The 19,961-nt window shown below is 41.2% G+C and carries 22 protein-coding genes; 12 read left to right on the forward strand and 10 right to left on the reverse strand.

Features of this window, described 5'->3' with window-relative positions; all coding sequences use genetic code 11:
- Nucleotides 1-178: 178 nt before the first annotated feature.
- Complete coding sequence (locus tag M2273_RS09645; protein ID WP_429395967.1) at nucleotides 179-1,393, reverse strand: NAD(P)/FAD-dependent oxidoreductase; 1,215 nt, start codon at nucleotides 1,391-1,393, stop codon at nucleotides 179-181.
- On the opposite strand from M2273_RS09645, the gene M2273_RS09650 reads away from it, so the two are divergent.
- The 5 genes from M2273_RS09650 (at nucleotide 1,392) to M2273_RS09670 (ending at nucleotide 4,753) form a co-directional block, all read left to right on the forward strand.
- Entirely contained in the window at nucleotides 1,392-2,000 is a 609-nt protein-coding gene (locus M2273_RS09650) for an NADH-quinone oxidoreductase subunit A (protein ID WP_429395970.1), read from the forward strand. The two genes, M2273_RS09645 and M2273_RS09650, sit on opposite strands and share 2 nt — an antisense overlap.
- Nucleotides 1,993-2,475 carry an NADH-quinone oxidoreductase subunit B gene (locus M2273_RS09655; RefSeq protein ID WP_429395972.1) on the forward strand — a complete coding sequence of 161 codons (483 nt, stop codon included), beginning with the start codon at nucleotides 1,993-1,995 and terminating at the stop codon, nucleotides 2,473-2,475. The genes M2273_RS09650 and M2273_RS09655 overlap by 8 nt, the downstream gene beginning before the upstream one ends.
- Before the next feature lie 56 nt (nucleotides 2,476-2,531).
- Entirely contained in the window at nucleotides 2,532-3,035 is a 504-nt protein-coding gene (locus M2273_RS09660; protein WP_429395975.1) for a hypothetical protein, read from the forward strand.
- A gap of 237 nt (nucleotides 3,036-3,272) precedes the next feature.
- The gene (locus M2273_RS09665; protein WP_429395976.1) at nucleotides 3,273-4,178 is read left to right on the forward strand and encodes an alpha/beta hydrolase fold domain-containing protein; all 906 of its coding nucleotides are present in this window, start codon (nucleotides 3,273-3,275) and stop codon (nucleotides 4,176-4,178) included.
- 80 nt (nucleotides 4,179-4,258) lie between these two features.
- The gene (locus M2273_RS09670; RefSeq protein ID WP_429395979.1) at nucleotides 4,259-4,753 is read left to right on the forward strand and encodes a hypothetical protein; all 495 of its coding nucleotides are present in this window, start codon (nucleotides 4,259-4,261) and stop codon (nucleotides 4,751-4,753) included.
- A gap of 131 nt (nucleotides 4,754-4,884) precedes the next feature.
- Here the strand turns inward: M2273_RS09670 and M2273_RS09675 are convergent, their stop codons facing one another.
- The 4 genes from M2273_RS09675 to M2273_RS09690 form a co-directional block, all read right to left on the reverse strand.
- The gene (locus M2273_RS09675) at nucleotides 4,885-5,481 is read right to left on the reverse strand and encodes a fasciclin domain-containing protein (RefSeq protein ID WP_429395981.1); all 597 of its coding nucleotides are present in this window, start codon (nucleotides 5,479-5,481) and stop codon (nucleotides 4,885-4,887) included.
- 247 nt (nucleotides 5,482-5,728) lie between these two features.
- Nucleotides 5,729-6,280 carry a hypothetical protein gene (locus tag M2273_RS09680; RefSeq protein ID WP_429395984.1) on the reverse strand — a complete coding sequence of 184 codons (552 nt, stop codon included), beginning with the start codon at nucleotides 6,278-6,280 and terminating at the stop codon, nucleotides 5,729-5,731.
- A 2-nt stretch (nucleotides 6,281-6,282) separates the two neighbouring features.
- Nucleotides 6,283-6,969 (reverse strand): hypothetical protein, encoded by a 687-nt coding sequence (locus M2273_RS09685; protein WP_429395987.1) that lies wholly within the window; start codon nucleotides 6,967-6,969, stop codon nucleotides 6,283-6,285.
- A gap of 172 nt (nucleotides 6,970-7,141) precedes the next feature.
- Nucleotides 7,142-8,596: an NADP-dependent isocitrate dehydrogenase gene (locus tag M2273_RS09690; RefSeq protein WP_429395990.1), complete on the reverse strand. Its 1,455-nt coding sequence runs from the start codon at nucleotides 8,594-8,596 to the stop codon at nucleotides 7,142-7,144.
- Between the two features lie 185 nt (nucleotides 8,597-8,781).
- Here M2273_RS09690 and M2273_RS09695 point away from each other — a divergent pair, with 185 nt between their 5' ends.
- The 3 genes from M2273_RS09695 to purE all read left to right on the forward strand — a co-directional run bounded on the left by M2273_RS09695 (nucleotide 8,782) and on the right by purE (nucleotide 11,100).
- Complete coding sequence (locus tag M2273_RS09695) at nucleotides 8,782-9,165, forward strand: hypothetical protein (RefSeq protein WP_429395993.1); 384 nt, start codon at nucleotides 8,782-8,784, stop codon at nucleotides 9,163-9,165.
- Nucleotides 9,166-9,228: 63 nt separating this feature from the next.
- Nucleotides 9,229-10,368 carry a 5-(carboxyamino)imidazole ribonucleotide synthase gene (locus tag M2273_RS09700; protein ID WP_429395995.1) on the forward strand — a complete coding sequence of 380 codons (1,140 nt, stop codon included), beginning with the start codon at nucleotides 9,229-9,231 and terminating at the stop codon, nucleotides 10,366-10,368.
- A gap of 240 nt (nucleotides 10,369-10,608) precedes the next feature.
- Nucleotides 10,609-11,100 (forward strand): 5-(carboxyamino)imidazole ribonucleotide mutase, encoded by a 492-nt coding sequence (gene purE / locus M2273_RS09705; RefSeq protein WP_429395998.1) that lies wholly within the window; start codon nucleotides 10,609-10,611, stop codon nucleotides 11,098-11,100.
- A 101-nt stretch (nucleotides 11,101-11,201) separates the two neighbouring features.
- Here the strand turns inward: purE and M2273_RS09710 are convergent, their stop codons facing one another.
- Nucleotides 11,202-11,765: a YqgE/AlgH family protein gene (locus tag M2273_RS09710; protein ID WP_429396001.1), complete on the reverse strand. Its 564-nt coding sequence runs from the start codon at nucleotides 11,763-11,765 to the stop codon at nucleotides 11,202-11,204.
- Between the two features lie 108 nt (nucleotides 11,766-11,873).
- Between M2273_RS09710 and pdxH the strand changes: the two genes are divergently transcribed.
- Complete coding sequence (gene pdxH / locus M2273_RS09715; protein ID WP_429396004.1) at nucleotides 11,874-12,521, forward strand: pyridoxamine 5'-phosphate oxidase; 648 nt, start codon at nucleotides 11,874-11,876, stop codon at nucleotides 12,519-12,521.
- Nucleotides 12,518-13,015 carry an NADH-quinone oxidoreductase subunit C gene (locus tag M2273_RS09720; RefSeq protein WP_429396006.1) on the forward strand — a complete coding sequence of 166 codons (498 nt, stop codon included), beginning with the start codon at nucleotides 12,518-12,520 and terminating at the stop codon, nucleotides 13,013-13,015. Before pdxH ends, M2273_RS09720 begins: the two co-directional genes overlap by 4 nt.
- A gap of 60 nt (nucleotides 13,016-13,075) precedes the next feature.
- Here M2273_RS09720 and M2273_RS09725 read toward each other — a convergent pair whose 3' ends face one another.
- Nucleotides 13,076-13,768: a hypothetical protein gene (locus M2273_RS09725; RefSeq protein WP_429396008.1), complete on the reverse strand. Its 693-nt coding sequence runs from the start codon at nucleotides 13,766-13,768 to the stop codon at nucleotides 13,076-13,078.
- Between the two features lie 179 nt (nucleotides 13,769-13,947).
- On the opposite strand from M2273_RS09725, the gene M2273_RS09730 reads away from it, so the two are divergent.
- Both M2273_RS09730 and M2273_RS09735 read left to right on the forward strand, forming a co-directional pair.
- Nucleotides 13,948-14,967, forward strand: coding sequence for a threonine aldolase family protein (locus M2273_RS09730; RefSeq protein WP_429396010.1), 1,020 nt, complete (start codon nucleotides 13,948-13,950; stop codon nucleotides 14,965-14,967).
- A 151-nt stretch (nucleotides 14,968-15,118) separates the two neighbouring features.
- The gene (locus M2273_RS09735; RefSeq protein ID WP_429396013.1) at nucleotides 15,119-16,204 is read left to right on the forward strand and encodes a DNA topoisomerase IB; all 1,086 of its coding nucleotides are present in this window, start codon (nucleotides 15,119-15,121) and stop codon (nucleotides 16,202-16,204) included.
- Between the two features lie 33 nt (nucleotides 16,205-16,237).
- Here the strand turns inward: M2273_RS09735 and M2273_RS09740 are convergent, their stop codons facing one another.
- From M2273_RS09740 to M2273_RS09750, 3 genes are all read right to left on the reverse strand, one after another.
- A complete protein-coding gene (locus tag M2273_RS09740; RefSeq protein WP_429396015.1) occupies nucleotides 16,238-17,989 on the reverse strand; it encodes a M56 family metallopeptidase in 1,752 nt (583 codons plus the stop codon).
- An 11-nt stretch (nucleotides 17,990-18,000) separates the two neighbouring features.
- Complete coding sequence (locus M2273_RS09745) at nucleotides 18,001-18,357, reverse strand: BlaI/MecI/CopY family transcriptional regulator (protein ID WP_429396017.1); 357 nt, start codon at nucleotides 18,355-18,357, stop codon at nucleotides 18,001-18,003.
- Nucleotides 18,358-18,630: 273 nt separating this feature from the next.
- The gene (locus M2273_RS09750) at nucleotides 18,631-19,722 is read right to left on the reverse strand and encodes an acyltransferase family protein (RefSeq protein ID WP_429396019.1); all 1,092 of its coding nucleotides are present in this window, start codon (nucleotides 19,720-19,722) and stop codon (nucleotides 18,631-18,633) included.
- Nucleotides 19,723-19,961: the final 239 nt, after the last annotated feature.

Here is a 19,961-nt window from a genome sequence, read left to right on the forward strand (position 1 = left end):
GCAAGGAAACCCGCTTCTGTCATCTCGAACGAGGTACGAGGAGAGATCTTGTACGTAGGATAAGCCAACTGTACAAGATTTCTCGCTATCGCTCGAAATGACAAGAGAAGATAAAGTGAGGGGATTTGCTTTGGCTATACAAATTATTCTGCTAATTCTTAAATTCTGAAAATTCTGATCAAAGATTCTGCGCAATAACAAAGCCGCTGGCCCAGGCCCATTGAAAATTATAACCGCCCAGCCAACCGGTAACATCCACGCACTCACCACCAAAAAACAAGCCTGGGACCTTTTTGCTTTCCAGGGTTTTGGATGATAGTTCGTCGGTTGATAAACCACCGCGCATTACTTCGGCTTTATCATAACCTTTATCGCCGGCAGGTTTTACCTTAAACTCGTGGATCAGGCTGCTGATATTTTCGATATCGGTTTTGGTAAGCGATGCCAGGTTTTTCTCAACCGGTAGTTTATCGCTCAGAGCTTCGGCAAATTTACGGGTGTATAAGCCCGCCAGATAAGCCAGCAGCATCTTTTTGCCGTTAATTTCTTTTTCCTGCTGTATTAGTTCGGCAATATTTTGATTGGGGAGCAGGTCTATGTTAATATATTCGCCTGGTTTCCAGTAAGAGGAGATCTGTAGTATAGCCGGACCGCTCAGGCCCCAATGGGTAAACAATATGTTTTCTTCAAAGCTTATCCTGTCGTTCCAAACCCGGCAAAAAATGCTGTTGCCCGATAGTTGCTCGTACCAGGGCTGATCTTTACCGGTAATGGTGAGCGGTACCAGGGCAGGGGCGGTTTCGGTAATTTTAAGTTCGAATTTGCGCGCCGTTCGCAATCCGAAATCAGTAGCACCCATTTTGGGGATAGGCAGTCCGCCCGAAGCGATAACCACACTGGGGGCGCTTATATACTCCTGCCGGCCATTAACTTCAACCCGAACGGTAAAGCCATCATCAGTTTTTTCAACCATTTTAACGTCGGCATCACACCAGATCTCCTGGTCCATATCTGCGCACAGGTTGGTAAATACCTCTACCACATCCTTAGCTTTATCACTTACCGGGAAAAGCTGGCCCAGCGTTTTTTCTTTACCTACGATGCCATAAGTTTCAAAAAAGCTGACAGTATCATCCACCGTCCACTGCGAAAAGGCTGATTTACTGAAGTGCGGGTTTTGCGATATAAACTGCTGATCTGTTGCATAAAGATTGGTGTAATTGCACCTGCCACCACCACTGATGAGGATCTTGGCACCCACACGGTCGTTTTTTTCGAGAACGAGGGTACGCTTGCCCAAAAAGCCTGCCTGCACGGCGCACATAAGCCCACAGGCCCCGCCACCAATTATTATTGCATCAAAATGGGTTTGTTTTGTTAAATTTGTAGTCATGACCGATGTTTCGCAAATATCAGAATTTGGAAAGATACTTATCTTTCTTATTACTGGAATTATAATGGTATGCGTTATATTTTTTATTAACAGGTTGCTTGCCCCAAATAATCCCAATTATGAGAAATTAACCTCGTACGAATGCGGCGAAGAACCAACAGGTAATGCCTGGTTGCCCTTCAATTCGCGTTTTTACGTAATAGCGCTCACCTTTTTGTTATTTGATGTAGAGATGGTGTTCATTTTTCCGTGGGCAACCGTATTTGGCAGCCACGAAATTATAGCGCAGGATGCACGCTGGGGCTGGTTCTCTTTAGCCGAGATGTTTATTTTTTTAGGTATCCTGATCATTGGCCTGGTTTACGTTTGGTGCAAAGGCGACCTGGAATGGATAAAAGCCAAACCTGTGATACCCACTACTGATGTAAGCATCCCTTCATCGTTTTATGAAAAACTGAACCTGGAGCAAAGCAAATACACAGTTAAAGCATTTAATTTAACGAACGATGAACCGGAAATAGAAGCCGTTGCTGAAACTGCCGGTGCCGCGCCGCCGATAAGAAAACCCATGTTTAAACCCACCTTTAAAAAGCCTTCAAATGAGTAGTGATGTAACGAGTGAAAGCGGTGGTATAGTTGTCACCAAACTGGATGACCTGCTCAACTGGGCGCGTTTATCATCCCTATGGCCTTTAAGCTTTGGGATAGCCTGCTGCGCTATTGAAATGATGGGCAGCATGGCATCAACATACGATCTTGACCGCTTTGGCGTTTTCCCACGTCCATCAGCTCGCCAGGCAGATGTGATCATCATTGCCGGAACAGTTACCTTTAAAATGGCCGAACGTATTAAACGCCTGTACGAGCAAATGCCCGAACCAAAATATGTGATATCTATGGGGTCATGCTCCAACTGCGGCGGTCCTTACTGGCAGCACGGCTACCACGTGGTAAAAGGTGTTGACCGGGTTATTCCCGTTGATGTGTACGTACAAGGCTGCCCCCCCCGCCCTGAAGCTTTAATAGGCTCCATATTGGAACTGCAAAAGAAGATTGAGCAGGAACATTTGGTGAGGGGGTAACAATTTAAATGTTGTTGGTGACAACACCAACAACGGCGTAGACTCACCTTATCATAATGAGAAAAATTGTATTTGTACTGTTTATTATCCCCTTTGCGCTTAATGCGATGGCTCAAGTACGTGCGACCCAAGATGCTTCATGTACTTTTCTTAGAAGCTTAAAATTTAAAAGCGGAGTAGATACTATCAAAATTAAAGCTTCATATTATGATTTTCACATAAGCAGTGACGAGCCAATTTTAAAGATTTTAAACAAAAAAGAGAAGCTTTTTTTAAATGACTATGTTGATAGTCAAATCGGTGCCAGTTCTGTAAGCTTTACTCCAGAATATTGTAATGGATTATATGAGGGGACACTTAGCAGAAGGATTTATGACAAAACTTTTGTTAGAAAAACAAAAGATATTGCTCTGCATATGAAAGATATGGTTGATATGAATAATTTGAAAGCTGGCCAAACTATTTATTTAAAGTGTTTAGTTTTTGAAGATGAAAAGCTTAAAGATAATTCAGGTGTTTACTTTTTTACCATCGTAGATGTTGAGATAAATGAATATTAAAGAAGCTACTCTCCACAGTCGCTCGGCTCCAGCCGAGTGACGATTATCCGCAGGCCTCCGGCCTGCGATGTATCCCGCCAGTTCAAGCGTCCTCCGCTTGAACTTAAATGTATGTAAGCGTTCACGCTTATGCACGTAATTAAAGTAAGCGTGGACGCTTATCTCAGAACATTATTCAAGCGTTCACCGCTTGAATAGGCGGAGATTATCTTCTATCTTTAAGCTAACTAACCAACTATGATAAAACTAAACCTAAGCCTATTTATCGTTTTGCTCTGCCTTACCACTTACAGCCAGGCGCAAACCAGCAACCCCAAACAAGATATCTTCCCGAAAGGGACTACATTCATTAACAACATATCCTACGCTGGCGATACGCTGAAAAAACACCTGCTGGATATTTACCTGCCGCCTGTTACCAAAAGCATTTATCCACTTGTTGTTTGGATACACGGTGGTGGCTGGAAAATGAACGACAAATACTCCGATATGAGCTATATGACCCAAACGCTGAAGGGTTTTATGGATAAAGGGTATGCTGTAGCTTCTATAAATTACCGGTACAGTACAGATGTTCCGTTTCCGGGACAGATACAAGATTGTAATCAGGCTGTGGAGTTTTTATATCAGAATGCTGCTAAATATAAGCTTGATCGCGAAAGGATTGCTGTGATCGGCTTTTCGGCTGGCGGCCATCTTGCTTCTTTAATGGGTTTATCGAATAACAGCAATATCAAAGAGTTTTACCATGATGGTAAAAAGCCAGGCTTTAGAATAAAACTGGTGCTTGATTTTTATGGCCCATCAGATCTGTTGTCGTTAAAGGAGTCAACTGTAAACGTTAGTCCTAATCCTATCACACAGTTGTTGGGTGCGCCGATAGTTGATCGCCCCGATCTGGGTAAGATAGCAAGCCCGGTAACCTATATCGATAAAACTGATCCGCCATTTCTAATAGTACAGGGCGAAAAGGATGAGGCTGTGGAGTATATGCAATCCGTTTCGCTGAGTTTACACCTGAAACTTGCCGATGTAAAAAACGAGCTAATCATCGTTCCTAATGCCCCGCACTTCGGTGTTATGTTTGATGCGGAAAACATCAGAGAAAAAGTGTTTCAATATTTGGATGAGTATGTAAAGTAGGGTGAGTTCTGTATCAATAGTTTATTTATCATCAAAAAATAAAGTACAAATCATAACTTTATATCATTCAATTCTTCCAGATGCAAAAAAACACACCTTATAAAAGTAACATCCTGCTAAATATTCTTTGGATCGGTTTGTTAGCAGGCACACTTGATGGCCTTGCCGCCCTGATCCTGAATTATAAAGTAGGCCCTGCTATTGTTTTTAAATTTATAGCAAGCGGTGTATTTGGGAAGGCTGCCTTTCAAGGTGGAAATGAAATGGTTGTAGCCGGCATCGTGTTCCACTATCTGATAGCGCTTTTATTTACCAATGCATTTTACCTGCTTTATCCGTTTTTTAAAAAAATGTGGCAAAACGTATATCTTACAGCTGTTGCTTATGGATGTACTGCCTGGCTTATCATGAACCTGCTGGTTGTACCGGTAAGCAAAATAGGATTCCATCCCATTAAGGCAGAAACTATTTTAACGGGAATACTTGTTTTAATTATTTGTATAGGCCTGCCCATTGCCCTCATTGCAGACAGGCATTACAAAGCCGGGAAATTTAATATTCCAAACCAAAAGTAATGCCCGTACATTTTTTTTGAAAGTGATTTATGAAAAGGCAAATATGTATAATGGTTAGTCTGCATAAAAAAAGAGCCCGGTAATTTGCATACCGGGACTCTTTATGGATTTAAAATTAAACAGACATACGATTACTGTTGAGGTATCAACAAGCCATTAAGGCCATGTACAACACCGTTGGTGCCCAACAAGTCAAATGCTACCACCAGGGCAACATTTCCTTTGGCATCCGTGATCTGTAAATTGCTTTTATCATTAACAGATAGTGTTAGCGATTCGCCGTCGATAGTTTTTAACACGGCTTTACCTTTGCCGGCAGTCAGTGCTTTGATAATATCGGTCTTGGTATATTTACCCGCCACCACGTGGCCCTTTAAAACTTTGGCAAGCTTTGCATGATCTTTAGTCAAATCGTCCATGGTAGGTTTTGGTACTTTGCTAAAGGCCACATCGTTTGGTGCAAATATAGTGAATGGCCCCGGACCTTTTAAGGTAGTTTCCAGGTCGGCGCTTTTTATAGCCAGTGCCAGTGGTGCATAATCTGTAGTGGTTGCGAGCACGCCTACCACATCACTTGAAGCTGCGGCAGGAGCAGCAGCTGAAGCAGGAGCAGCAGTTTTGCTTGTATCTTTTTTAGTAGTGTCTTGTTGTTGTGTTTGGGCAATTGCATTGTTCGATAAAAATCCGATAGTTAATGATGCAATGGCAATTAAAACTGATTTTTTCATGTTCATCTTTCGTTTTGAGTTTGTGTTAAATAAAAATGTAATGGGTAGCAGTTTTTCGATAATATTTCTTTTAAAATTATTTATTTGGTTATTTAACGCCTTGTTATAACCTATAATTACATTAAATAGTTTTTAATTAATTAAAATAGGTGTTTAAATTACTAACATTCAGCCTGGTAGGGGGCTACAAATGTTGGAAAAGGAAGTGTGTGTACAGCGTAAACCGGCTTTAATTAACTATGAATTGTTAATTATTATCAGTTTCGCCAACCCTTAATGCAAGGATGCCAAATGCAAAAGTGAGACTAACGAATACGAGTTGATATACGAATAAGAAAAACAAGGTAGTGTAGGTTAACATTAACGATGAGGATGACCTGATAACATGAAACACATCATCCCTTCCCCATTCCTTAACTAAGTTAATTTTACTCCCCATGGTAGCCAATCCTTGTTTTAGCTCACCTTGTGGCCATATAGGAAAAAACAATGGACTTGTGCCACTAAATTCAACAACGTACTCGCTAAAAAGGTAAAGGTAAAGGAAAAGCGCAAATGCAAATACAGCTATAGCGCCAATGGCTAAGCAATTAATTGTTTTTATACTGAATAACTTAAAACTGTCATGATTTAAACGTAACAACAGGAGCGTGAAAATTCCAAAGGATTCAATAGTGGCAAAAAACATCACTTTTGAACAGTTAGGCGGAACACCAATATTGGTTGCCAGAACCGCTAATCCCGGAATAATGGCGAATACACCCGAGGCTGCTTTTAATGATGTTTTTAATTTTTCCATTTTTAAAAGTCAACACTCACTTTTTGTACGGGTTCAATTTCTTTGGCTTTGGTGTAATGCGTACGTACCAGATACTTATTGCCCAATTTAAAAATTACCATATATACGGTTTCGTCAATGCTTACACTGGTGTCGGTTTTGTCGCTGTCAACCATAAAGCTTTCAATTATGGTGTTATCCTGCTGCCATTTGGAGCTTTTGATCTGATTAAGCCACAATCGACGCGGTATCAGGAAAACCTCGGCTTTATTGGGGGTTGATTTCAATTCCAATTGTATTCCGTGTGCGGTTACTCCGCCGTAGCTTACTGTATCCTGCCTGGTAGGTTTCCACTTTACGGAACCAACAATAGCCTGGCAAGTAAACATTTGGTTTAAGTTGTAAATATTTAAGGGGATCCGCACTTTTACCAAATAACCCAATGAATCTGTAGTAATGGGGGTTAGTTTATCCGATGTCCAATTAATTTGATCTGTTTTATAAGATAGTTTAAATGATTTGGGTGTATAGATCTTGTCTGATTGGAGTTTGATGTGCATAAAAGTAAGCACTGTTGAATCACTGTTGCCCGTTGTTACCACGGCTGCCGAAACAGAATCACCATGCTGTTGGGCAAAACAATTGAAAAATAAACCAGGAAGGAAGACAGCAATTAACCCCGCTATTTTAAGAACCCTGCGCGATTTCATAATTATTGGTTTATAGGTCAATAATATTACACTAAGTTAATAATAATGAGCTATTTATCAAAGTCGCATCTTTTCTTATAATTACATTTGATATAAGAAGAATAACGCAATTTTATCCAACAAAAAAGCCCGTGAGTTACCACGGGCTTTTAATATTTATAAGGCTTATGGCTTATTGCCCCTGGGCCAGTGTATAACCAATTTTGCCGTCAAAATTCATCAGGAATTCAACCGAACAAACTTTTGCCAGTTCAGAAAAATCTGCAGCAATATGCAGCAGTTCTTTTTGAGTGATCTCTTTGCCGGCTTTTTTCTCAAAACGTACACGGTACTCATTAACCAGTTCGGTATAAATGGAGCCGGTAGGCCAAACCTGGGTACCCCGGTTTGATATCATTACCAGTTCAAAATTATCGGTAAGTACTTTTTTTGCCATTGCAGCAAGCTCATCAGGCTGAACCCTGGCTTCCACAAAAACATCAACACCAATCATTTCTTCTTTGATGTTTTTGGTAACGGTGAGCTTGTTTTTTAGCGGCTGCAGGTGGTTAACCCTGGTTTCAAAATCAGGGTTTGAAAAAACGCCGCCGTTGGCCGGCACCTCGTCCAAATTGGCAATAATGGCATCGGTAAAGGCATCGGTATTTGATGCGGGGATAGATTTATCACCAAAATCGCCGGTGTGAACGCCTTGCTCTAAAGTATACAACAGTGCATTTTCAATATCAGCGGCATTTTTTGAGAAGCCCAGGAAACGCAACATCGAAATACCCGAAAGCAATAACGCGGTAGGGTTGGCAATACCTTTGCCTGCAATATCAGGAGCGGTCCCGTGTACAGCCTCAAATATGGATATGTTATCGCCAATGTTGGCTGATGGCGCAAAACCAAGCCCGCCAACTAAACCTGCACACAGGTCAGATACAATATCGCCCTGCAGGTTAGTTAAAACAATAGCCTCAAATGTTTGCGGCCGGGTTACCAGCTTCATGCACAGGTCATCAACAATAATGTCTGATGCTTCAATATCCGGATATTCCTTGGCTATTTCCTGAAAAGTTTCCAGGAACAAGCCATCGGTAAGTTTCATAATGTTGGCTTTATGACCGCAAGCCAATTTTTTAAGGCCTTTGCGGCGCGCCATTTCAAACGCGTAACGGATCACCTGTGCCGAACCCGGCCGGGTAATGATCCTGCGACCAACGGCAACATCATAAGTAAGCAAGTGCTCAATGCCGCCGTAAGTATCTTCAATGTTTTCGCGTATAATAGTAAGGTTAATAGGTATACCTGCTTTGGAGAAAACAGTATCAACACCGTTCAATGTCCTAAAGTCACGCTGGTTGGCATAAGTGTTCCAAACTTTACGGGCTGTTACATTTATACTTTTAACACCTTTGCCTTTTGGGGTTTCCATGGGGCCTTTAAAAAGCAGACCTAATTTTTCAATGGTTTCCTTAGCTTGCGCCGTCATACCGGTAGAGTGCCCTGCATCAAAATATGATTTGCCCATTTCTACAAATTCATACTCAAGTTGTACATTGTTAGCTTCAAAAACTTTAAGTACGGCCTGCATTATTTCGGGACCGATCCCATCACCGTTGGCAACTGCTATTTTGGTTTTCATTAAAAAGAGTATTTATGTAAAAAACGGTGCAAAGGTAGCTGTTTTAGGGGTATTTTGCAGGTCTGAGAGCTAATGTCACTCAATTTGTGACATTAGGATTAAGGCTTTTTGAGGTTTGATCTGTTTCTTTGTACCAAGAACAACCCGGCCAAAAAGTCGGTCTGTTTTTTATTTAGCAACACACCATGAAGGAACGTACAAAACAACTTTTTAAAGGCTTTCTGTTTTCACTTATCATCTCGGTAGCTGCAAGCTGTATATACTTTGCCGCTACGCAAAAAGATATTGATTACAGCCATGTTATATCGCCAATTATGGAAGGTGTATTTTTCCTGAACATTATTGTGTTCATCATGTCGTTACCATCATTGTTCCTGGTCAATCCACTTTATTGGCGTAATTTACCGGTGCGTTTGCTGTTATATTTCTCGGGACCGGTAATTTTTATTATTACTACCGTATGTCTTAAATTACAACCATCATACAAAGTAGTTTATCTGATTACAGGTGTTGTTTTTCTGATTGTTCACTCCGTTTTTTATTATTTAACCGTAAAAAAGCGGGCATGAGCTATTGATGTTTAAGCATTTTATGGCTTTTTGAAAGATTTAGGCTAAACTTGCAACATCAACATGAAAGCATTTTACGGAGATTTAAGATTAGGTATCCTGGGCGGCGGTCAATTAGGTCGTATGCTGATACAACAGGCTATAAATTATAACGTTACGGTAAAGATTCTTGACCCGGATCGTGAAGCACCATGCCGCAAACTATGTGATGAATTTACAATAGGTTCACTGGGCGATTATGAAACTGTATACAACTTTGGTAAGAATGTTGACCTCCTGACCATCGAAATTGAGAAGGTAAATGTTGATGCGCTGGAACAACTGGAAAAGGAGGGGGTGCTGGTTTATCCGCAATCGCGCATTATCAGGCTGATACAAGACAAGGGCCTGCAAAAACAATTTTTTAAAGAAAACGATATTCCCACTGCCGATTTCCAGATCATATCATCCCCTCAGCAATTACAGCAAAGCTATATCCCGTTCCCTTACATTCAAAAACTGCGCAAAGATGGTTACGATGGCAAAGGCGTTTATAAAGTAGCCAATGAAAGCTACCTGCCCGGTGCTTTTAAAGAACCCAGCCTGATTGAAAAATGGATTGATTTTGAAAAGGAGATAGGTGTTATAGTTGCCCGTAATGAAAACGGCGAGATCCGTACTTTTCCGCTGGTGGAGATGGAGTTTAACCCTGAAGCCAACCTGGTTGAGTTTTTAATATCACCATCAACCCTGCCATTTGAAATACATGAGCGGGCCGAGCAAATAGCTAAAAAGATTGCGGAAAGCCTCAAAATAGTGGGCTTGCTGGCAGTTGAAATGTTTTTGGATAAACATGGTAAAATACTGGTTAACGAGCTTGCCCCGCGACCGCATAACAGCGGCCACCAAACTATTGAAGGCAACGTGGTTTCGCAATTTGAGCAGCATTTAAGGGCGATATTTAACCAACCCCTGGGCGATACCGCCTGTTTGAACAACGCCATTATGGTGAACGTTTTAGGAGAAACCGGATATGAGGGCCCCGCCGTTTACCAGGGTATTGAAAAAGTATTAAAACTTTCTGGTGTATACGTGCATTTATATGGCAAAGCCCTAACCAAACCTTTCAGGAAAATGGGGCATGTAACTATTGTAGATGCCGACAGAGAGAAAGCGATAGAGAAGGCGCGGTTTGTGCAGAAGACGTTAAAGGTAATTAGTTAGTTCATAGGAACTACACTTGTCATCCTGAGGAATGAAGGATCTATTGTGGATTTGCACGTTGTAGAATAGATGCTTCACTATGTTCAGCATGACAACTTTTTATAACATAATCGAATAACCCACGCGTCATTGCGAGGAACGAAGCAATCTCTAAGCTATACAGAGTGACTCTGCAAATCGGGGATTGCTTCGTACCTCGCAATGACGGTTTATAGTAAAGGGTTTTAAATAAACAACAAAATGAGCCAACCAAAAGTAGCCATCATTATGGGCAGCAAGTCAGATCTGCATATTATGCAGGATGCTGCCGATGTTTTAAAAGAATTAGGTGTTGATTACGAGATCACCGTGGTATCGGCACATCGCACACCCGACAGGATGTTTAGTTACGCCCGTGCCGCTGCTGATCGTGGTATCAAGGTAATTATTGCCGGTGCAGGCGGTGCCGCGCATTTGCCGGGTATGGTGGCATCATTAACCCATTTGCCGGTTATTGGTGTACCTGTAAAATCAAGTAATTCAATTGATGGCTGGGATTCTATCCTTTCCATATTACAAATGCCCAATGGCATCCCTGTTGCAACCGTAGCACTTAATGCCGCAAAAAATGCCGGAATACTGGCAGCGCAGATATTATCTACAGCAGATGAATACCTGGTAAAAAACCTCATCGACTTTAAAGAAGATCTTAAAAAGAAAGTAGAAGACTCTGCAAGGGAAATGGAAGGGTAGGTTGTAAGTCTTAAGTCTGAAGTTCTAAGTACTAAGTGACTTGCATTAAAACTTAAGACTTAAGACTTAGAACTCAGGACTTAGAACTCCAGACTTAGAACTTAATTCAACGCCGGGTTTTCAGGGAAATTGGCGATGTGGGCGTAGCGCTGGCCTAAGCCTATTACTACCTCTTTCCACAGATTTTGTTCATCATTGCTGAATAATGTTTCAGCCTTGAAATTTTCGGCCACAATCCAGCTATCCTGTTGTATTTCTTCGTCAAGTTGCTGAGGTGTCCATCCGGAATATCCGGCAAAAAACTTTATCTCGTTTTCGGTTAACTGGTAGTTTGATACCAGTTGCTTTGCCTGTTCAAAATCGCCTCCCCAAAACACGCCTTCGGCAATTTCAATACCGCCTTCTATTTTTTCGGGGCAGCGGTGTATAAAGTGCAGGGTATTTTTAGCTACTGGTCCGCCATCGTAAACGGGCATTTCGGCGTATGAAACATCGGGTAATACATCACCTAATAAGAATTCGCCCTGATGGTTTAAAATAAAGCCCATAGCGCCGTCAGCAGAATATTCTGTTAGTATGATAACCGATCTTTTAAAGTTCGGATCCATCATAAAAGGTTCCGAAATTAGTAAACGCCCCGTGGCCGCCGAAATAGGACTTAGCATAAAGGTTCAGTATTTAAATTACTTAACAAGCATAACAAAAATATGTTCAATTATTAATTGAAATATAAACAATATTTACGGTATAATAAATTTGTAAGTTTGCATGAAATGAATCAGCAGGAGTTACAAAATTTAAGGCAGGATTATTCTGCCGCCACATTATCCGAAAAAGATACCAAAGCCGACCCGATAAACCAGTTCGAACAATGGTTTAACGAAGCTTTAGCTGCAAAATTGCATGAACCCAATGCCATGACGCTGGCTACAGCTACATCAAACGGAAAACCATCGGCGCGTATTGTTCTGTTAAAAGGCTTTAATCAGAACGGATTTATGTTCTATACCAATTATTTAAGCCGCAAGGGTAAAGAGATAACCAAAAACCCGCAAGGGGCTTTAACTTGTTACTGGGGCGAGCTGGAACGCCAGGTACGCATTGAGGGCACCATTGAAAAATTGAGTAAGGAAGATTCTGAAAGATATTTCCATTCGCGCCCCAAAGGCAGCCAGATAGGGGCGGTAGTATCGCCGCAAAGCCAGGAAATAGAAGGCCGTGATGCTTTAGAGAAAAAATGGAACCAACTGGAGGCCGAATATGAAGGTAAGGATGTGCCTAAGCCATCATTTTGGGGCGGTTATATTTTAAACCCGCAACTGATTGAGTTTTGGCAAGGCCGCCCAAGTCGCTTGCATGACCGCATTTTATTTAAAAAAACTGATAAAAAAACCTGGAAGAAAGTACGTTTAGCACCATGATGTTTAACGATATCAAATTATTACTCACTCAAAAATTTGGTGAAACAGTAATTTCAGGCGAAGAAACAGGTGGGCTACAGCCCGCCTTGCTCATAAACCCTGATGATATTGTAGCGGTATGCCTTGAATTGCGCAATAATCCACAAACTTATTTCGATTTTCTGTCGAGCCTGAGCGGGGTGCATTATAATGACGAAAGTAACCGCTATGGTGTAGTTTATCACCTGGCATCTATACCTTATAAAACCCAGCTTACTTTAAAAGTGAGTAAACCTCAGGACCGTGAAAGTGCAGAACTGCCCGAATTTAAAAGTATAACCAGCGTTTACCGCACTGCCGACTGGCACGAACGTGAAGCTTACGACCTGCTGGGGATATTTTTTGAAGGTCATCCCGATCTGCGCCGTATTCTACTGCCTGATGACTGGGAAGGTTTCCCGCTCCGGAAAGATTATAAAGCTGCAGAGTATTATAAAGGAATCAAGATAGATTAGGTCCCCTAACCCCCTAAATGGGGAACATAACGTGAGCTATGCTAATCAAAAGCTCCCCCTTTATTGTGCTGGAGGGCGTTTAGCTACTAACTCGTTAAAGTAAGCCACCAGTTTTTCAATATTTTTCAGGCCATATTGGTGCGCCTTTATTTTTTCAACCACTTCGGGTTCATCACCCATAATATCGGTCATGATATCTTCAAAATTCTCGTCGGTTAGGCGTGCCATTTCGGCGGTATTAGCACCGTAATAATAGATGGTTTTTCCACCGCCATTGCGGCCACCACCGCCACCAAGCGATATGCCTAAACCCCCACCCAGGCCACCTCCATAGCCACCGCTGCCAACTCCAACGCCAACACCCGGCGAAAAACCTATGCCCCTGCCACCACCACCTTTGCCGCCCTGGGCTACATAAAGCTTTGTTGGTTCATCTAATACCACCTTTACAAAATCGGTTTCTTCTTTGCTCCATGATTCATTTTTTGGGGCGTGAGCAACCACAAAACTGTCCTTACCGGCCACAAATGACCGCAAATCGCTGGCGCTTAATTTATATGGATTATTTTTTTCGGTTTCTTTAAACTCAATAAAGCCTTCGTCTTTTATTGGCCCCTTGCCACCCGGGTTAACCCTTATAAAACCCGTTTCACGGTTGCCTTTTACATCGGTAAAATTACCGGGCTGCCATTTTTGCGATTTTGCCGCTGTAAAGCAGAACATTAAAAATAAAATGATGGGAATTGAGCGCATAACGTTTAAAATTTAAGAACGCAATTTTTGAATATTTAATATGTAACAGTTGCTTTACTCAAAAAAGCATCGCCGTTTATCTTGGTAACACTGGTAACACATAAAATACATAATAATAGTAAAATTGCACGCATAAGATTTAGATATTTGGACAACTAAAATAGGAATTTATAATTACCATGCAATTAACTGTTGATTTACGCAGCGATACCGTAACCAAACCAACTCCCGGAATGCTGGAGGCCATGTGGAGCGCAAAAGTAGGGGATGATGTTTTTGGTGAGGACGAAACCATTAACACGCTTGAGCAAAAAGCCGCGGCCATTTTTGGGATGGAAGCAGGCCTGTTTTGCCCATCAGGTACTATGACTAACCAAATAGCAATCAAATGCTTTACGCAGCCGCTGGATGAGCTGATAGCCGATCAAACCGCGCATGTTTACCGTTACGAGGGTGGGGGGATAGCCTTTAATTCGGGTGTATCAACCCGTTTACTGAATGGTTACAGGGGCATTATCACTGCCGAAATGATAGAGCCAGAGATCAACGCTGAAAACATCCATTACCCGCATACCAGCCTGGTGGTGCTGGAGAATACAGTAAACAAAGGCGGCGGCAGCTGTTATACCTTACAGGATATTAAACCCATTGCCGAACTATGCAAGGCCAAAGGATTAAAACTTCATTTAGATGGCGCACGCATATTTAACGCGCTGGCACATACCGGCGATAACGCGGCAGATTATGGCCAATACTTTAACGGCATATCCGTTTGTTTATCAAAAGGGTTGGGCGCACCGGTAGGCTCTGTTTTACTGGCCGATGCGGAGACTATAAAATATGCACGCCGTATCCGCAAGGTTTTGGGCGGAGGGATGCGCCAGGCCGGTTTTTTGGCTGCGGCAGGTATTTATGCACTTGACCACCATGTAGAACGTTTAAAAATTGATCATGCGCATGCCCGCATTTTGGGTGAGGAACTAAGTAACCTGCCCTGGGTTAGCAATGTGATCCCTGTAGAAACCAACATTGTTCTTTTTGATACGATTGAGCCCGCGAGCGCTGTTTTGGCCAAGCTTGCCATTCATGGTATAAAAGCCAGCGATACCGCCAAACACCGCATCCGTTTTGTAACCCATCTGGATATTCATCCAGAGCACATTGAGCATGTGGTGAAGGTGCTGGGGAGTTTTGAATAAACAGTGAGTAAACAAATTATGTCATTGCGAGCGATAGCGCGGCAATCTCCTTATGCAAGTTCGTCACTTGTCCTATGAGATTGCTTCGTACCTCGCAATGACATGGTTTGTTTACGGTCAAACTTAAAACCAGCAGACTTGTTGTTTCACCATGAACCGTCTGCTGCAAAAGCTCGAAAAAATAGGGCGCGACCCAAAGGTCACCGCGAAAGCCGTTGGCTTGCGGTATGTTTCTGATACATCGTCAGGGTACACCCGTAAAAAATCAGGCATGGGCTGGAGTTTTTATGATGCCGAGGGCAAGCTGGTAAAGGATAAGGAACTGATAACCCGCTTTAATAAGCTGGTGATCCCGCCGGCCTATACCAATGTGTGGATATCGCCGTATGAAAACGGCCACCTGCAATTTACGGGTACCGATGCCGCCGGCCGCAAGCAATACCGCTACCATGCCGGGTGGAACCAGATCCGTAATCAATCTAAGTATCACCGCCTGCAAACTTTTGCATCTTATTTACCCGCTATACGCGAGCAGGTAGATAAGGACCTGGCCCGCCGAAACCTCGACCATGAAAAAGTGGTTGCCCTGGCAGTAAGGCTGATGGAGCTCACCGGCATCAGGGTGGGGAATGAATCATATAAAAAACTTTATGGTTCATTTGGTTTAACCACCTTGCAAAACAGGCATATTAAAATTGAAGGCTCAATACTTAAGTTTGAATTTAAAGGCAAAAAGGGAGTAGTGCATAAAATAGCGTTGCAAAGTAAAAAACTGGTCCGGCTGGTAAAGCAGTGCAGGGATATCCCCGGGAAAGAGCTTTTTCAATACTATAATGAAAACGGTGAACGCTGCAGCATAGGCTCTGGTGATATTAATGATTACCTGAAGGCTATAACCGGCGAAGAATTTACTGCCAAAGATTTCAGAACATGGAGTGGTAGTGTAAGTGCCTTGTATGCCTTTAAAGCGGCAGGCGAATTTACCAGCGTAACTGAATGCCATAAAAAAATTGTGAACGTAATTGATGAAGTGGCGGTTAGCCTGGGCAATACCCGTTCGGTTTGTAAAAAGTATTATGTGCATCCATCAGTAATAAAAAGTTATGAAGATGGCACCATATTCAAATACATCAGCAAAATTGATGAAGAGAGTGATATAAAAGCCGCTGAACTGAACATAGCCGAAAAGGCCTTGTTAAATCTGCTTGAAACAGAAAAACTGGCCGAGGCCAGTTAAGTTATTATATTGGGATAAGCGGTTGAATCAAACCTACTTCTTATTGGTGGTGATAACCACTACTCCATTCTTTGCCTTATCCCCGTATTTTTTTGCGGAGGTTTCGTCATTAAGAACAGTCATGCTTGCAATCGTGTTAGGGTTTAATTTTTTTATATCAGCCGCGGGTATTTCCTTTCCATCTACCAGGATCAGTGGGTTTTTATTTTTATCGAAAGAAAGATGTATGCCTTTATCATTATCTATCGAAATGTTATGAGACGAGGTACTTTTACCATCAACTGAAACGTTTGAAGCCGATATTACCCGTATAACATTAGCCTTCGTACTGCTTTTTACATTTACCTTTATAACACTATCGACATTAGTTGCAGAATGGGCAACACTTACATTGGTATTGGCGGTAACAGAGCTTGTGGGATAAGTTTTCACAGTAGTGCCGGTTACACTCACACTGGGACTTACTCTATAGCCGGTAACGATAACATCATTTGATGGTGCCGATTTTAGCTTTCCCTCGGGCGAGTCTTTGGTTACAATAAGCACAACGCCTGCATTTTTAATATCGTTTTTATTAATAAAAGCAGTATTAATGTAAGCAGGCAGCTGGTTACCTTTTATCACTTTCATTTCCGCTATGTTATCGGGATCAACACTTTTAAGACTGCCTTTTACTCCATTAATGTAGTAAGCTATGGAGTCCTTATCGTTATTACTGTTAATGATGAGTGCTTTTTTGATCGTATCTGGTTTTACAACCGGCAATAGCTTGGCAGCTTTACGGCTTACCTTTTTAGGTTTGGCTGCAGCTACCGGTTTTACAGGTAGCTTTTCATTAACATTACTACTTATTATAATTTTTGCAAGCGGAGCGGCCGCGTTAACCAATTTTACCCGGATAGGTTTGGCAAAATCGGCCTTTGATATGCTGAATACCAATAACAGGGTAATTACAGCGGGTACCAGGAAAGCATACCTGGTAAGGTTTAATTTCGAAGATCGTTTAGCGTTCATCATGATGATGCGTTTTTTTATGGTTGAAATATTAAAATGGTTCACTATGCTGGGCTGCTGGTTATTAAAGCTTACCGAGATCAAGCTATACTGATAAGATTTACTGTCGATTCCATTATTCAGGATCTTGCGGTCGGTTATAAACTCAATATTTTCGCGGATCGCTTTTTTTATGAGCCATATACCTGGGTTAAACCAGTAAAAAATGCTGCTCAGTTCGGCAAGCAATATATCAGCGGTATGCCATTCGTTCACGTGCACCTGCTCATGCAGCAATATGGCCTTCAGGTCGGCTGGTTCATGTTTAGATGGGTTAACAAAAATGCTTTGCCAAAAAGAAAAGGGAGCGGCATCCTTATCCATGATCCGTACCTGGTGATTATTGATCATAGCAGGTTTGGAGCTTTTATACAATTTATATAAGGAGAATAGCTGAACCGCCAGCCTGAGCGCAAATATGTACGCTCCAAGCCAAAAAATAACTTCGGCCCAGTGCCAGTAATTAGGCTGGCTAAGTGGTTTTATAAGGTTTTGCACCGGTCCCTGCCAATTTATGACAACCTGCTGCACAGGCCTGGCCAATGCCTCATGACCCTGCACAAAGGCCGACAGGTTTATTTCGGGATAAATGCTGGCAAACAATATAGCTGCAAGCAGGTAAACGCGGTTTAAGGTATAAAAAGTAAGATGCCTCAGTACCAGGTAATAACCCGCGCAAAATAACAACAGGGCAATATTTACTTTAAGCAAAAAAACAAACAATACTGGCATAACTTTAAGGTTTATTGTTTCTCAATCAGTTTAATGATCTCCTGCAGCTCGCTGGCACTTATCTTTTTCTCGTTAGCAAAAAAGGTAACCAGATCCTTGTAAGAGTTTTGAAAATAATCGCTCACAAAGCCGCTCATAAAGCGCTTTTTATATTCTTCTTCCTGTATGGTGGGGATATAGCGCAGGGAGTTGCCCATTTTTTCGCTTTTTAAAAACTCCTTACGTTCCAGGTTCTTGATGGTTGATGCCAGGGTAGTGTATGGTGGTTTGGGTTCTTCCAGTTGATCAAGGAAATCCTTAATAAAGCCCGAGCCACATTGCCACACTGCCTGCATGGCTTCTTCTTCTTGTTTTGACAATTTTTCCATTACTATTACGATTATTTCGTAAATCTACGAAAGTTTCGTAGTAATGCAAATTTATTTTTAGTTTTTTTTAAATGATGTCTGAACGGGAATTTATAGAACGTTACCGCGGGCTTTCAGCCCGTGGTTAATATGGTTGCAGCTTTTAGCTGCAGCTTAAGCCGAAGGCTTACACCATGCAATACCACGAGATACGCTACGCTAATCTCGTGGCAGCATGCACATTATGCAGCTGTGCAAGCATTTCAAACCGCTTTAAGCAGGGTTTATGATTTTTCACTTCTCTTCCAGGGTATTGACGGGGGTTATTTCCGCTTTTCTAAAGTTGAAGCCCTTTAAAGATAACATTGGTTTTTCTATATAATACCAGGATAGCGCTGCTAAAGGCAGTGTTATGGTAAAAGCCATTAAAAAATGAATTATAGGATTTAATATTTTAAGGTTGGATGTAAGAACTTGTTGAATGGGAAAGGCATATATATATAAACCGTAGGAAAAATCACCCCAATTTTTATACTTTTCTAAGTATAATTTGGGGTGATATGCGAATGTAAATACGCCATAAATGAGTGTTCCATAAAAAACATATATGATAAAGGTGAACTTTAGAAAAATCATCACTATTAATAAAATAAGCATACCTGCCAATATGTATAAACTTATTTTTATTTTATTTCTCAACCAATAAAACATCATACCACAATTGAACATTAAGCCCCAATCTTTAATGATATATTGCATATACCAATAAGGGTAGCTCTTTTTAAAGAAAAACAAAATCAACAAGATAATTAAAGGCAGTAATCTCAATAATAATTTAAATTGTTTTTTAAAGAAGACTATTACGACACCCAATATAACCACCTCTGAATATAACAATATCTCTGCCGGTAGCGTCCATATAGGACCATTTACCCGCGAAGGGAATGGATTATTTATAAAAACGCCTGGTAGCATATCCTTAAAATTGTGCAAAAGCGAAAGTCTCCATATAAACTCAAATGTTTCTCCTTTCTTAAAGTACTCCAATAACGGAAGATTAGTAGATATTGGGCCAATAATAAATGCACAAAACAAAGAAGCAATAAAAAGTCCCGGGAAAATTCTTAACGATCGCGCCCAAACAAATTGCCCGATGGTTTTATGCCTATATAAACTTTTTAAAATAAGATAACCGCTAATTGTAAAAAATATACCAACACCTACAGCACCCAAGTGTATGAAGCCAAATAGTCTAATAAAAGGTTCTGATTGGAAATTACCGGTTATAAGATAAGAGTGTGAAAGAATGACTAAAGTTGCGGCAAATAGCCTAAGTAAATCAAAATTATTATTTCTTCCTTTATCAAGTTCGTTTAGGCTTTTCATGTATCGCAAAGTAACACTTTTGCAGATGTTTTTTAATAACTCCTTTAGATACTATCTAAAGGAGTTATGTTATTGTATTTGGGATGTTGAACTTAATAAAGTAATTAAAGCGGCCAACAGGCATTAACCCGAACAGAATTTTGTTAATTCTATAAATTTTGATTTAGGCAGTTTTAACAATAATCCATACAAACCCTGTAGATATTATCATATTTAAAAAATAATGGCAAGTCTTTTAA

This window comes from Mucilaginibacter lappiensis, assembly GCF_050433765.1.
In the GTDB taxonomy this organism is placed as follows: Bacteria; Bacteroidota; Bacteroidia; order Sphingobacteriales; family Sphingobacteriaceae; genus Mucilaginibacter; species Mucilaginibacter lappiensis_A.